Source organism: Microbacterium xerophyticum, from assembly GCF_053543555.1.
The window spans coordinates 809213-822501 of the sequence record NZ_JBLVOB010000006.1; the positions used below are offsets into that span (position 1 = coordinate 809213).

Below are 13289 nucleotides of genomic sequence, written 5' to 3' on the forward strand. Positions count from 1 at the left end.
CGGGTGCTGCGAGAGCACGGATTCGCGACCGGGCGCCCCGCGGGCGCCAGACGGCTGTACGCAGTGGATCCGCAGGGACTCCAGCAGGCGAGCGAATGGCTGAGTCCGTTCGAGCGCTTCTGGCGCGGTCCGCTCGCCGCACTGGGCACTGAACTGGCCCGCGGACGGCGAACGCACAGACCCGTTTCAGCACCTGACGATGAGGAGTGACCATGGTTGACATCGACGAACAGATCAATTCCGTGACGCGCGCACTGCGCACCGAGGAGGTCGACGGAACGCCTTCACGGGTCCAGACGATCACCCAGGACTATCCGACCGGCATCGACGATGTGTGGGATGCCGCGACGAACGCCGATCGCATCGCACGGTGGTTCCTGCCGGTGTCGGGAGATCTCCGCGTCGGCGGCCGCTATCAGCTGACCGGGAACGCGAGCGGCGAGGTCCTCTCCTGCACGCCGCCGACTGACGGCGGTGCGGAGTACCACGCGACCTGGGAGTTCGGCGGCGGCATCTCGTGGATTCGGGTGCGACTGACGGCCCTGGACCCCGCGCACACGCGTTTCGAGCTCGAGCACACCGCACGTGTCGCGGACGTGCCGGCCGAGATATGGGACACGTTCGGCCCCGGCGCCACCGGAGTGGGCTGGGATCAGAGCCTGCTGGGCCTCGCGCTGCACCTCGGCGCGCAGGACGGCCGGGTCTCTCCGGAAGACGCCGAGCAGTGGGCGTTGTCCGACGAAGGCAAGGCGTTCACCCGCGCGGCGTCTGATCGCTGGGCAGACGCGAATGTCGCGGCGGGAGAAGACCGTGGCACGGCGGCCCGCATGGCCGACGCGACCTACGGGTTCTACACGGGAACGCCCGGTTCGTGATCACGCACTGCACGAGGTCGTGAGGCGCGCGCCTCGCTCGTGAGCACGACGGCGACCCCCGCACCGCACAACGCGAATCCGAGCAGGGTGACGATCGTGAGCGGCTCGCCGAGAAGGATCGCCCCTGCCGCCGCGGTCGTCGGCGCCACCAGGAAGAGCAGCGCGTTCAGAGCTGTGATGCCGACCCGACGCAGCAACCACCAGTAGAGTCCGTACGCCACGAGCGCCGGGAAGAGTGCAGCGAAAGCGGAGGCGAGCCAGAACGAGGCGGATGCCGGTGGCACGAGAGCGCCGAACAGCGCGGCGCCCGGCACGAGCACGACAGCGGTCACGGTCACGTGAATGGTGAGCGTGACAAGGGTTCCCGTTCGCGGTTCGGATCGCCGCTGGAGAAAAGTGCCGACGATCAGGCACACCATTGCCAGCACCGGCCATAGATAGGCGGCAGGGTGCGCCGTGGAGTCGTCGAGCTGCGAGCGCACGACCAGCAGGACGCCGGCCGCGCCGATGAGGAGACCCGCCCATTGCGCCCCTCGCACTCGCAGACCCAGCAGCGGGCCGACGAGCATCGCGACCACGAGCGGCTGCACGGCATCGATCAGCGCCGTCGTGCCGGTGGCGACGCCCTCCGCGACAGCGGCGTACACCGCGGTGCAGTAGCCGAACTGCGCGAAGAGGCCGATGATCGATTGACGCCGCACATCTTCCCGCGTCACTCCTCTACCTGCGCCGCTGAGTGCGACGACCGCGAGCAACACGATGGCGAGCGGCACGAAGCGCCACACGAGCAGGGTAAGGGGCGAGACATCGACGGCGGCGATCGCCGGCACGAGGAAGCCCGAGCTCCAGCTCAGGATGAAACCCGCTCCCGCCATCACGGTCACGCCGACGTGAACTATACCGACCTGTTTACTCATCTGTTCGACTATACAGGTTGGTATACTCAATGTCATGGCCGTTCTCATTCCCGACCTCGCCCCGCTGACCCCGGGTGCAACTCGTGTGCTCGACGCCGCCTCGCGGCTCTTCTACGAGCACGGCATCCACGCGATCGGCGTCGACACCATCGCCGAAGCCGCCGGCGTCACGAAGAAGACGCTGTACGACCGGTTCGGATCGAAGGAGTCGCTGGTCGTCGCGTATCTGCAGCACAGGGATGCGAGGTGGCGCGCACACGTCGCCGCGCACCTCGCGCGCGTGCCCGAGCCGGGGGCGGCACGGATCCTCGCCGTGTTCGACGCGGCGATCAGCTGGTCTGATGAGAACAGCCCGAAGGGATGCAGCGCGATCAACGCCCGCGCCGAGATCGGCGACGGTCACGACGGCCACCCCGTCTTTCCCGAGGTCGCTCGGCAGAAGGCCTGGCTCTACGAGCTCTTCACCGAACTGTGCCGCGAAGGGGGTGTCGCGGACGCCGAATCCACCGCCAGGGCGATGATGCTTCTCTACGAGGGCGCGATCGTCACGGTCGGCATGGAGACGTTCGCCCAGCCGTTCGAGGTGGCACGAGGGCTGGCGGAACGGATGCTGGGCGAAGAGCTCGCCTGACCACCCCTCCCCTGTGCCCGCGGTGCGGGGTCAGCCGCAGAACGCGGACGCGGAGTCCTTGAGCTGGTCGATCGCTTCGATCGTCTGCGGAGCCTGCAGATCGGTCATGCCGCCGATCTGCTGCGCTCCCGAGCGGATGAGATCGCCGAGTTGGCCGTCGACGTCCGATGCCAGCGTGTCCAGAGTCGCGACGAGATCGTCACGGGCTGCATCGACCTGCTCGGCCGACGCCCCGCCCTGATCGAGCAGCGTCTGGTACTGCGCGTACGCGTCATCGATCGTCGCGCAGGTGGCCTCGACGTCGACGCCCATGGCGTCACCTGCGACCTGGGCGACCTGCGAGCAGCCGGAGACGAGAAGACCTGCGGCGAGCACAAGAGGGATGATGACGATGCGGCGCATGATTCGAGGGTAACGACCCGACCTGTGGGGCGGCCATGCGCCGCTTCTGCCCGCACTCAGGCGTCGACGGTGAGTGTCGGCGAAAGCGAACGGGAGACGCACGGGTAGATCGTCGTCGATTGATCATCGCCATTGAGCGAGTCGCGGTGCTCCGGCTCTCCCTCGAGAACATTCAATGCGCATGAGCCGCAGATGCCGCGAAGACAGGAGCCCTCGACAGGAACACCAGCACCTTGGAGGGTCTCGAGCATCGAGCGCTTCGCCGGGACCTCCACGGTGAGGTCCGATCGCGTGCAGACGACGGTGAACGGGGCGTTCGGCCGGTGCTCGCGCTGTCGAGGTTCGAATCGCTCGACGTGGATGCTGCTCCCTTCGGGCAGCAGCCCCGCCAGCCCGGTGAGATCGTCGATGAACGCCTGCGGACCGCAGGCGTAGACCGCGGTGCCGGGTGCGAGCGCGGACAGAAGGGCCGGCAGATCGAGCCGTCCGGACTCACCGCTGACGTGCGTCGTCACGCTGTCACCGAGCGCAGCCAGTTCGTCCGCGAACGCGATGTCATCGCGGTGGCGGGTCGCATACGTCATCCGCCAGTCCGCGTCCTGCGCCGCGAGATGACGCGCCATCGAGAGGATCGGCGTGATGCCGATGCCTGCGGCGAGGAGGAGGTACGCGGGTGCATCGGCGAGAGCGAAGAGGTTGCGCGGTGGACGCACCCAGACGCGGCTGCCCACGCGCAGGAACCCATGGATGTAGTGCGAGCCGCCGCGCGAGCGCGGTTCGCGGCGGACGGCGATCAGGTAGGACGTGAGGTCGCCAGGATCCCCGCACAGGGAGTACTGACGTTCGTGCCGGGTGAGCAGCTGGAGGTCGACATGCGAACCCGGCTGCCACGGCGGGAGGATCGATCCGTCCGGGGACTCCAGCCGGATGCTGCGGATGGACGGGGTCTCTGTGATGATCTCGCGCACGACGAGTTCCGTCATGCCTGCCCGGGAGCGCATTCAGTACAGGGCCCGGTACGCGCTGGCCATCGCATCGTTGATGTCGTCACCGACTTCGGGCGCGAATCCGGACATGCTCGCCCAGATCTGACCGGAGCTCGGCACTTCGTTCGCGAGATCCTGCAACTCGGGATCCCAGAGTCCGGCGCGCAGCAGCGCGCGTCCGCAATGCAGATACACCTGCTCGGTGCGGATGACGATCGCCAGATCGGGGACGGCGTGGTCCTGCTCCAGCATCGCCAGCAGCGAGGCGTCGTTCGTGACGGTCGCCGTGCCGTTGATGCGCAGAGTCTCGGTCATGCCCGGGACGAAGCAGAGCAGCCCGACGTGCCCGTTGTCGAGGATGTTGGTCATCGAATCGGCGATCCTGTTGCCGAGCCGGTCGGGGATCACCACCGTGCGCTCATCGAGAGCGCGGACGAAGCCCGGGTAGTCTCCGCGCGGCGAGCAGTCGCAGTTTCCCGCCGAGTCCGCCGTCGACAGGCAGCAGAACGGCGAGTGCGCCAGGAATGCCAGACAGTTGTCGTCGAGGAAATCTGTGATCTTCTGCGTCGTGGGGGCACCCGGCTCGCCGAGGGTCGACCTGAGAGACGGAAGATCGACCGGGGGAAAGTCGGAGATGTCCATATTGCGACCCTATTTGAGCCTTCGGAACGCGTCAGCGTCGCGCGAGCACAGCATCCGCGGACTCGACTGTGCTCCGGATACATCGATACGACGCTCGGGCATGCCTATGGCACCAGACCGAAAAGCCGATCGAGATGCTGGTCGATGGCCGCGAGCGCCGCCTCCGGTTCGATGACCTCGAGTTCAAGAAGCGGTGCGAAGCCCGTCAACGAAAGAATGAGATCCGTTTCGATCACCGGATCGCGGTTCGCTGGTATCTGCCCGCGGCTCAAGGCCTCACGGATCAGGCGTTCGACCATTGCGCGCCCGTCGCGTAACCCGACCGCGACCTGCTGATGCAGTGCCGGGTCGTGCATCGCCTCGAGAACGTACGCTGCGTTCATTCGACTCGTGGCCCGGGCGTCGGGCCGAAGAGGAAGAAGCTCGACGAGAACCACTCGCAGCACATCGCGAGGATGCGGGGGGTGGTCGAGTGCGGCGATGCCCTGCGCGACCCGCCGGGACGTCTGATCGGCGGTGAACTCGATTGCGAACGTCAGCATCTCAGCGCGGGACGAGAAATAGTGCTGCAGCTGCCCCAGCGAGACTCCTGCTTCCCGAGCGACTTCGCGCATGGACGTCTTCGCCCAACCGTGCTGGTCGGCGATCACCCACAGGGCACGGGCGATGGACTCGCGTCGTTCGCGGTGATCGACCTGCTTCGGCATCCTGACCCCTCTTTTTAAGACAAGTGACATAATACAGTTGACTGACAAAGGGAGCGGAAGGAGAGTCGATGACGCCGCCCGAATCAATCCCGCCTCTCACTTTCTACAACCCGGCCGCCTTCGCGTTCGACACCGAGGTCGCGATCGCGCTGATCGCAGACATGCATATACGCAAGGCGATCGAGCGCGGCGAGTTCGATGATCTGCCCGGTAGCGGCAAGCCGCTGGATCTACCAGACCACCATGACCCGGATTGGTGGCTCAAGAGTCTCATGAAGCGGGAGCGGATCGTGATGCTGCCGCCTTCCATCCAACTCCGCAAAGATGACGCTGCGCTGGATGCAGAACTCGACAAGCTCTCGACCGAAGCGACCGTCCGCCATGAGGTGGAGCAGTTCAACGAGCGGGTCATCCGGGCCCGCTATCAACTCCCCGCGGGGCCGCCCCTCATCACCATGCCGCGTGACGTCGAAGCCACCGTGGTCGCATGGGGCGCTCGCAGAGCCACCCGTGCCGTCGAGGCCCGCAGGAAGGCGGATGCCGAAGCACAGGCCGGCGAAGAAGCGAAGACGAGGGACCGCAGTCGTCGACGACTTTTCCGAAGAAGAACCGCGCACCGTGGTACCGACGGGACATCGCACTGATGCCCACCGCCTCGCTTCAGCCCGGATTCAGCGTCGAACGGCCACACTGGAGGAATGCGGATCCTGGTGGTGGACGACGAGGTGCGCCTGGCCGAGGGTGTGCGCCGCGGTCTCGAGGCCGAGGGGTTCGCCGTTGATGTCGCGCACAACGGCGTCGACGGACTCTGGCGGGCGCGGGAGGTACGCTACGACGCGATCGTGCTCGATCTGATGATGCCCGGTATGAGCGGGTGGAAGGTCTGCGAGGCGCTGCGCGCCGAGGAGAACTGGACGCCCGTGCTGATGCTCACCGCGAAGGACGGCGAATGGGATCAGGTCGAGGCGCTGGAGACCGGGGCCGACGACTACGTCACGAAACCGTTCTCGTTCGCGATCCTGGTGGCGCGGCTGCGCGCGCTCGTACGCCGAGGAGCCGTCGCCCGCCCGACGATCCTGGAAGCGGGCGATCTGCGGCTCGATCCCGCAGCGCACCGCGTCTGGCGCGGTGAGAACGCTGTCACGCTCACCGCTCGGGAGTTCTCCGTGCTCGAGTACCTGATGCGCCATCGTGGCCAGGTGCTGTCCAAGCGCGCACTCATCGACGGCGTCTGGGACGACGACTTCGACGGTGACCCGAACATCGTCGAGGTATATGTCGGCCACCTGCGCCGTAAGCTCGACAAGCCGTTCGGCCGCGAGGCCATCGAGACCATCCGCGGTGCGGGCTACCGGCTGGCGGCGGACGGTGGCTAGCCGTGGATGGCGCTCGGTGCGCGGCAGGACGACACTCGGGGCGACTTCTGTCGTCGCGGTCGCCTTGCTCGTCGGCGCCTTCTCGTTCTACGGCGTTCTCAGCACCAGCATCCATGGCAGCACGGAGCGCGCGGCTGAGCTGCGCCTCGATGAACTCGCCGAACGTGTCGACGGCACCGGCGGCGACGTGGTCGACGCTGTCGACGACGAGATCGTGCAGCTCATCGGACCAGACGGGTCCGTCCGCGCCGCCAGCGAGGATGCCCGCGAAGCACTGGGATCGAACGCGCTCGCGGTCTCCGACGACGCGCAGCCGCTCATCGTCGACGAGGAGCAGATGCTTGTCGTCTCGGAAGACCTCGACGGCGACCAGACTCTCGTGCTCGCCGTCTCGATGGAGGACGACGCCGAGACCCTGACGACGGTCTCGACCCTGCTGGCCGTCGCCGTCCCGCTGCTCCTGCTCCTCGTCGCGGTGACCACGTGGCTCGTCGTCGGCCGCGCGCTCCGCCCGGTCGAGCGCATCCGCGAACACGTCGACGGCATCACCGCTGAGCGCCTCCACCAGCGCGTGCCGGTGCCGGAGACGGGAGATGAGATCGCCGCGCTGGCGACCACCATGAACGGCATGCTCGATCGACTGGATGCCGCGGCCACCGCGCAGCGTCGGTTCGTGTCGGACGCGTCGCATGAACTGCGCTCCCCGCTCGCGACCATCCGTCAGCATGCAGAGCTCGCACAGGCGCACCCCGACGTGACGAGCATCGGCGAGCTCGCCGAGGTCGTGTCGGAGGAGGGGCTGCGCCTGCAGGGCATCGTCGAGTCGCTGCTGCTGCTCGCCCGGCTCGACGAGGGCGCGAGCGCGCACGGCGAGGCGGTGGATCTCGACGACATCGCACTCAGCGAGGTGCGTCGGTTGCGTGCGGCGGGGCTGGAGGTCGACGGATCCGGCATCCGCGCGGCGCGCGTGCATGGTGACCCGCGCCTGCTGGGTCAGCTCGTGCGCAATCTCGCCGACAACGCTGTCCGCCACAGCCGCGGCCGAATCGCGATCGGCGTGACCCCATCGGATCGACATGTGTTCGTCACGGTCGAGGACGACGGCTCGGGCGTCCCCGCCGAGGAGCGCGAGCGCATCTTCGAACGCTTCGTCCGGCTCGACGAGGCGCGCAGCCGCGATGCCGGGGGCAGCGGACTCGGCCTCGCGATCGCGCGCGGCATCGCAGGATCCGCCCACGGTGCTCTGGCGGTCGACGACTCTCGCTGGGGCGGCGCCCGCTTCGTGCTCACGCTTCCACTCGACGACTGATCTCCGGTTCCTGAAGAAGCTTTCAGGACGCTTCAGGAAGGCTTCAGTGCCTGCGCGAGACGATCATCATATGGACGACAAGACACCCACCCCAGACCAGACTCCCGACCACGCCCCTCGTCACGCCCCGGAGTCCGGGCCCGACGCTCAGACGGCTTCCGTGACGCCGACTTCCGGCGAGGCGCCGCACTCGGCGGCACCGGCCTCGGCTCCCGTCGAGGCGAAACCGGGACGTAAGCGGGCACTCCTCATCGGAGGCGGCATCGCGGCGGCCGTGCTGCTCGCCGGCGGCGGCATCGCAATCGGTGCGGCGGTCGGCGACGAGTTCGGCGATGACGACAGTTCATCGGTATCCGACGGCCCCCGCCACGATGGGGCCCACGACGATGATGCGTCCCGCGACGACAGCGACCACGACGACAGCGCTGACGACGGGGGTGCGCCCTCGAACGGCAGCGGCTCAGGCACGAGCATCGGAACAGCGTCGGCCGACGAGCTGATCGAGATCGCGGATGCCGCGCGCGACGCCGCCGACGGAGATGTGACGTCGATCGACGCGAAACACGACGGCACCTGGGAGGTGCTGTTGACGAACGCCGCAGGCGACGAGACCGAGGTCCGCGTCGACGATGGGCTCGCAGCCTCGGTCATCTCGACCGACCCGGCCGACGGCGACGACACGGCCGCCAGCCTGAGCCTGGACGACGAGACGATCCGCTCGCTGGTCACCGCCGCACTCGCCGAGGCCGACGGCACGATCACGGACCTCGACGTCGACGGCGACGACGTGAGCCCATACGACGCCTCGGTCCTCACCTCGGACAACCGCTCGATCGATATCGACTTCAGCGCGGACTTCGCCGTCGTCGGCACCGACATCGACGATTGAGCGGGACACGTCCCGCTCAATCGATAGCCCGGCCGGTCAGTGCTTCCCGGTCAAGAGTTCTTCGCGAAGGATGCCGGCACCGGCGCTGAGCGCGCGAAGCTTCCCGCGCGCGACGTCACGAGGCAGCGGCGCCAGGCCGCAGTTCGTGCTCGGAATGAGCTTGTCGGCGTCGACGAACCGGAGCGCGTTCCGGAGGGTGTCCGCCACTTCCTGCGGGCTTTCGATCGTGTGACTGGCCACGTCGATGGCTCCGAGCATGATCTTCTTGCCCCGGATGAGTTCGATGAGGTCCAGCGGGACGTGGGAGTGGTGGCTCTCCAGGGAGATGGTGTCGATGCTCGATCGCTGCAGCAGCGGGAACGACTTCTCGTACTGGCGCCACTCCTCCCCGAGAGTCGCCTTCCAGTCGGTGTTCGCCTTGATCCCGTAGCCGTAGCAGATGTGCACCACGGTCTCCGCGCGCAGACCTTCAGCGGCCCTCTCCAGCGCTGCCACGCCCCAGTCCTGCACGTCATCGAAGAAGACGTTGAAGGACGGCTCGTCGAACTGGATGATGTCGACTCCGGCCGCCTCGAGTTCCCTCGCCTCTTGATTGAGGATCGACGCGAACTCCCAGGCCAGTTTCTCGCGGCTCTTGTAGTGGCGGTCGTAGAGAGTGTCGATCATCGTCATCGGGCCAGGCAGTGCCCACTTGATCGGCTGATCGGTCTGCTGACGGAGGAACTTCGCGGCCTCGACGAACACGGGCTTCTCGCGGCTCACGGCGCCGACGACCGTCGGCACGCTCGCGTCGTACCTGTCGCGGATCCGGACCGTCTCCCGCTGTTCGAAATCGACACCGGAGAGATGCTCGATGAACGTCGTGACGAAGTGCTGGCGCGTCTGCTCCCCGTCGCTGATGATGTCGATGCCCGCGTGCCGCTGCTCCTGGACGGCGATGCGCAGCGCATCCTGCGTGCCTTCGACCAGCGCGTCACCCTCCAACTTCCAGGGGGACCAGAGGGTTTCAGGCTGGGCGAGCCAGGACGGCTTCGGCAGGCTGCCGACGATGGAGGTGGGAAGCAGCGTGTTCATGGTCGGTGATTCTCCGTTGGTCATCCGACAGGAACGAGGGAGTTGGCCGCCCACTGCTCGAGAAGGTCGCCGTGCGGCTTCATGAGGTGTTCGTTCGCATAGTTCCCCTGCTCGGCCGCGAGCCTGCTGCGCTCGTCGCGATCGTAGGCGATCTTCGTCACCGAGTAGTCCTGCTGCTCGAGGCTCGGTTGATAGACGCTCGCCGCTGCCGAGTTCGCGTTGTAGATCTCCGGTCGGTAGATCTTCTGGAACGTCTCCATCGTGCTGATCGTGCCGATGAGCTGGAGGTTCGTGTAGTCGCCGAGCAGATCGCCGCGGAAGTAGAACGCGAGCGGCGCGACGCTGCCGCGCGGCATGAAGTATCGGACCGAGAGCCCCATCTTGCCGAAGTACTCGTCGGTCAGCGAGGGATCCTTCTGCTCGTACTCGACGCCGAGGATCGGATGGTGATTCTCGGTGCGACGGTACGTCTTGCTCGTCGAGACACTGATGCAGATGACCGGCGACCCGGTGAAGCGCTCCCGGTAGGCCGGCGAGTCGAGGAAGTGCTGGAAGAGCTTGCCGTGCAGATCACCGAAGTCGGCGGGAACGGCGAACCCGCCCGCGGCCTCACTGGCCGCCGGCAGCCGCACACTGAAGTCGAAGTCGCGGACGTAGGACGAGAAGTTGTTCCCCACGATCCCCTGACTCCGCTTTCCGGTGAGACGGTCGAGGATCCGGATGTCCAGGACCTCGAGCAGCGGGAACTCCTGATCCTCACCCTCTGCGGCGAACTGCACCGCGACGGACACGATCTCGAGTTCGACCGTGTAGCGGCCGCGATTCGGGTTGTCCCAGTCCGCGAGATCGTTGAACCGACGGTCGATCATCGTCAGGGCGTTGCGGAGATTCTGCTGACGGTGCTCACCACGCGCCAGGTTGGCGAAATTCGTGGTGATCCGAGAATCGTCCGATGGACGGTAGTCCTCGTCGAAACGGGTCTTCGTGATTCGGAACGTGAATTCGTGCGCCATGGAGGTGCCAATCGGTGAGCTGATCGGCCGGGCTCGGCCTCGCAAACAGGGGTATCTCCATGGTGGCGGCTGCGCGGCCCATCGAGAAATGTGCTGCGACTATGCCGTGACATAGTCTGAGCCTATGGCTAAGCGCTCGAGCGGCATCACTCTGCAGCAACTCACCTACTACATCGAGGTCGCCGCGGAGGGATCGATCAGCGCGGCCGCGGATCTGCTCTATGTCGCCCAGCCCACCATGTCCGCGGCGATGAAGGATCTGGAGAGCAGAGTGGGGCGCGTGCTACTCCTCCGCTCCGCCCGGGGCGTGACGCTCACCACCGACGGTGCGGAGTTCCTCGGGTACGCCAGGCAGGTCGTCGAGCAGGTGGCGCTCCTCGAACAGCGATACCTCGGGCGCCCTCCGTCACGGCGCCTGCTCGGGGTGTCGACGCAGCACTACTCGTTCGCCGTCGACGCGCTGGTACGGATGGTGAAGGCGACCTCGGCGGCCGAGTACGAGTTCTCACTGCGGGAGACGCGCACGTGGGACATCATCGAAGACGTCCGCACCCTCCGCAGCGAGCTGGGGATCCTCTACCGGAACGACTTCAACCGCAACGTCATCGACAAGCTGCTGCGGGACTCCGGGCTCGCTTTCCATCCGCTCTTCGTCGCCGAGCCGCACATCTTCATCTCCCGCAAGAACCCGCTCGCCTCTCGTGATCGCGTCACCCTCGGCGACCTCGCCGATGTGCCGCGGCTCACGTTCGACCAGGGCGCGAACAACTCGTTCTACTTCGCCGAGGAGATCCTCTCCACCCTCTCGAGCCCGCAGGAGATCCGAGTCTCCGACCGTGCGACCATCTTCAACCTCATGATCGGTCTCGACGGGTACACCATCTCGACAGGCATCATCAGCGACGACCTCGACCCTGAGATCGTCGCCATTCCGCTCGATGTCGACGAGCGAATCGAGATCGGGTGGATCGGTCACTCGGCGATCCCCCTCACCGAGCAGGCGCAGCGCTTTCTCGCCGAGCTGCGGACCGTCGTCTCCGGATTCGGGGTGACCCTGCTGGGCTGACCCTGTCCGCCGGTCAGTCCGTATCAGTGTTCGTGGTCGCCACTGGAGGCGTGCACATGGGCGCGCTGGCCCTGCCTCCCGACCAGGCTGAGGTACTCGACCGGCCCCGCGCTCGTGGCCCCGAACCAGTGCGGCGTGCGGGTGTCGAACTCAGCCGCTTCGCCTGCCTGCAATCGCAGATCCTGGTCGCCGAGCACCAGACGCAGGGTGCCGTTGAGCACGAAAGCCCAGTCGAATCCTTCATGTGAGCGCAGGTCCGGCATCATGTCGTCGCTCCCGGTCGGGAGAACGAACTTGTACGCCTGGACGCCTCCGGGACGGCGCGTGAGCGGGATGATGACCGACCCGTCAGCGCATGCGATCGGCCGCAGATCGATACGGGGATTCGCGGTGCGGGGCGCGTCGACCAGGGAGTCGAGGGTGACGCCGTAGTAGCGGGCCAGCGGAAGCAGCTGCTCCAGCGTCGGCCGCCGAAGGCCTGCTTCCAGCCGGGAGAGGGTGCTCGTCGAGATCCCGGTCTCGTCGGCGAGTGTGGTCAGGGTGATGTCGCGACGCAGCCGAAGATGCTTCAGGCGCAGGCCCACCGTGTCGAGGGTCTGATCGAAGTGTTGGGTCATCCCCCTATTTTGCCATTCGGCAAGATAGATTGCCAACTCGAGTGATCTGGGTGATCCTGTTATTGACATCACGGACAAACGGGAGGACTGCGCCTTGCGCACCACACATGATCATGATCGGACGAGCGCATGATGGCGGAGTTCGACAAGGACTACTGGGAGGATCAGTGGGGTCCCACCACCGCTGGCCACGAACGCCGACTCCCGGTCAACCCCTATCTCACAGCCGAGACCGCGCATCTGCCCGTCGGCACGGTTCTGGATGCGGGCTGCGGAACAGGAACCGAAGCACTCTGGCTTGCCGAACAAGGCGGGGAGGTCACGGCTGCCGACATCCCCGCGACCGCACTGGCTGAGGCACGGGTCCGTGCTGCTGCCGCCGGTATGGGCGAGCGCGTCGACTGGGTGGAAACCGACCTGTCGAAGTGGGAGCCGGGACGGACCTGGGACCTCGTGGTCACCAACTACGCGCATGCGCAGATCGGGCAGCTCCCGTTGTACCGGCGTATCGCCTCCTGGGTCGCCCCTGGCGGAGCGCTCCTCATCGTGGGGCACCTCCACGGCCAGCATCGCGACGTTCACCACGGACACGACCATCCCGAGGGAGCGACGGCAACGCTGGAGGGGATCACGAACCTGTTCGACTCTCCGGAGTGGCGGATCGAGTCAGCGTATGAGCACACCCGCACGGTCCGTCCCGGCGGCTCCCCGGTGCAATTGCGCGACGTGATCGTCCGCGTCCACCGACTCACCTGACCCACCCTTCCCTCTTCGCGGGGGGAGGT

At 66.7% G+C, this 13289-nt stretch carries 16 protein-coding genes and 1 pseudogene; 9 read left to right on the top strand and 8 right to left on the bottom strand.

Going from position 1 to position 13289, the window contains the following annotated elements:
* Both ACNPNP_RS10615 and ACNPNP_RS10620 read left to right on the top strand, forming a co-directional pair.
* Positions 1–210: pseudogene (locus ACNPNP_RS10615) on the top strand (transcriptional regulator); the annotation flags it as partial.
* Between the two features lie 2 nt (positions 211–212).
* Complete coding sequence (locus ACNPNP_RS10620; RefSeq protein WP_448965985.1) at positions 213–875, top strand: SRPBCC domain-containing protein; 663 nt, start codon at positions 213–215, stop codon at positions 873–875.
* Here ACNPNP_RS10620 and ACNPNP_RS10625 read toward each other — a convergent pair.
* Positions 851–1792 (bottom strand): DMT family transporter, encoded by a 942-nt coding sequence (locus ACNPNP_RS10625; protein ID WP_448965986.1) that lies wholly within the window; start codon positions 1790–1792, stop codon positions 851–853. The two genes, ACNPNP_RS10620 and ACNPNP_RS10625, sit on opposite strands and share 25 nt — an antisense overlap.
* A gap of 34 nt (positions 1793–1826) precedes the next feature.
* Between ACNPNP_RS10625 and ACNPNP_RS10630 the strand changes: the two genes are divergently transcribed.
* Complete coding sequence (locus tag ACNPNP_RS10630; protein ID WP_448965987.1) at positions 1827–2423, top strand: TetR/AcrR family transcriptional regulator; 597 nt, start codon at positions 1827–1829, stop codon at positions 2421–2423.
* A 30-nt stretch (positions 2424–2453) separates the two neighbouring features.
* Here ACNPNP_RS10630 and ACNPNP_RS10635 read toward each other — a convergent pair whose 3' ends face one another.
* The 4 genes from ACNPNP_RS10635 to ACNPNP_RS10650 all read right to left on the bottom strand — a co-directional run bounded on the left by ACNPNP_RS10635 (position 2454) and on the right by ACNPNP_RS10650 (position 5160).
* Positions 2454–2825: a hypothetical protein gene (locus ACNPNP_RS10635; protein WP_448965988.1), complete on the bottom strand. Its 372-nt coding sequence runs from the start codon at positions 2823–2825 to the stop codon at positions 2454–2456.
* 56 nt (positions 2826–2881) lie between these two features.
* A complete protein-coding gene (locus ACNPNP_RS10640; RefSeq protein ID WP_448965989.1) occupies positions 2882–3808 on the bottom strand; it encodes a PDR/VanB family oxidoreductase in 927 nt (308 codons plus the stop codon).
* Positions 3809–3826: 18 nt separating this feature from the next.
* On the bottom strand, positions 3827–4453 hold the full coding sequence (locus tag ACNPNP_RS10645) for an MSMEG_1061 family FMN-dependent PPOX-type flavoprotein (protein ID WP_448965990.1): 627 nt from the start codon (positions 4451–4453) through the stop codon (positions 3827–3829).
* A gap of 104 nt (positions 4454–4557) precedes the next feature.
* A complete protein-coding gene (locus tag ACNPNP_RS10650; RefSeq protein WP_448965991.1) occupies positions 4558–5160 on the bottom strand; it encodes a TetR/AcrR family transcriptional regulator in 603 nt (200 codons plus the stop codon).
* Between the two features lie 68 nt (positions 5161–5228).
* On the opposite strand from ACNPNP_RS10650, the gene ACNPNP_RS10655 reads away from it, so the two are divergent.
* The 4 genes from ACNPNP_RS10655 to ACNPNP_RS10670 all read left to right on the top strand — a co-directional run bounded on the left by ACNPNP_RS10655 (position 5229) and on the right by ACNPNP_RS10670 (position 8734).
* A complete protein-coding gene (locus ACNPNP_RS10655; protein WP_448965992.1) occupies positions 5229–5804 on the top strand; it encodes a DnaJ family domain-containing protein in 576 nt (191 codons plus the stop codon).
* Between the two features lie 54 nt (positions 5805–5858).
* A complete protein-coding gene (locus tag ACNPNP_RS10660; protein ID WP_448965993.1) occupies positions 5859–6536 on the top strand; it encodes a response regulator transcription factor in 678 nt (225 codons plus the stop codon).
* 16 nt (positions 6537–6552) lie between these two features.
* Positions 6553–7845, top strand: coding sequence for a sensor histidine kinase (locus ACNPNP_RS10665; protein WP_448965994.1), 1293 nt, complete (start codon positions 6553–6555; stop codon positions 7843–7845).
* Between the two features lie 70 nt (positions 7846–7915).
* A complete protein-coding gene (locus tag ACNPNP_RS10670; RefSeq protein ID WP_448965995.1) occupies positions 7916–8734 on the top strand; it encodes a hypothetical protein in 819 nt (272 codons plus the stop codon).
* Between the two features lie 36 nt (positions 8735–8770).
* On the opposite strand, the gene ACNPNP_RS10675 is transcribed toward ACNPNP_RS10670, so the two are convergent.
* Complete coding sequence (locus tag ACNPNP_RS10675) at positions 8771–9808, bottom strand: methionine synthase (RefSeq protein WP_448965996.1); 1038 nt, start codon at positions 9806–9808, stop codon at positions 8771–8773.
* 20 nt (positions 9809–9828) lie between these two features.
* Positions 9829–10821 carry a DUF1852 domain-containing protein gene (locus ACNPNP_RS10680; RefSeq protein WP_448965997.1) on the bottom strand — a complete coding sequence of 331 codons (993 nt, stop codon included), beginning with the start codon at positions 10819–10821 and terminating at the stop codon, positions 9829–9831.
* Between the two features lie 124 nt (positions 10822–10945).
* Here ACNPNP_RS10680 and ACNPNP_RS10685 point away from each other — a divergent pair, with 124 nt between their 5' ends.
* The gene (locus ACNPNP_RS10685; RefSeq protein ID WP_448711913.1) at positions 10946–11887 is read left to right on the top strand and encodes a LysR family transcriptional regulator; all 942 of its coding nucleotides are present in this window, start codon (positions 10946–10948) and stop codon (positions 11885–11887) included.
* Positions 11888–11910: 23 nt separating this feature from the next.
* Here ACNPNP_RS10685 and ACNPNP_RS10690 read toward each other — a convergent pair whose 3' ends face one another.
* Positions 11911–12504 carry a helix-turn-helix domain-containing protein gene (locus ACNPNP_RS10690; RefSeq protein WP_448965998.1) on the bottom strand — a complete coding sequence of 198 codons (594 nt, stop codon included), beginning with the start codon at positions 12502–12504 and terminating at the stop codon, positions 11911–11913.
* 132 nt (positions 12505–12636) lie between these two features.
* Between ACNPNP_RS10690 and ACNPNP_RS10695 the strand changes: the two genes are divergently transcribed.
* A complete protein-coding gene (locus tag ACNPNP_RS10695; RefSeq protein ID WP_448965999.1) occupies positions 12637–13260 on the top strand; it encodes a class I SAM-dependent methyltransferase in 624 nt (207 codons plus the stop codon).
* The last annotated feature ends 29 nt before the right edge of the window (positions 13261–13289 follow it).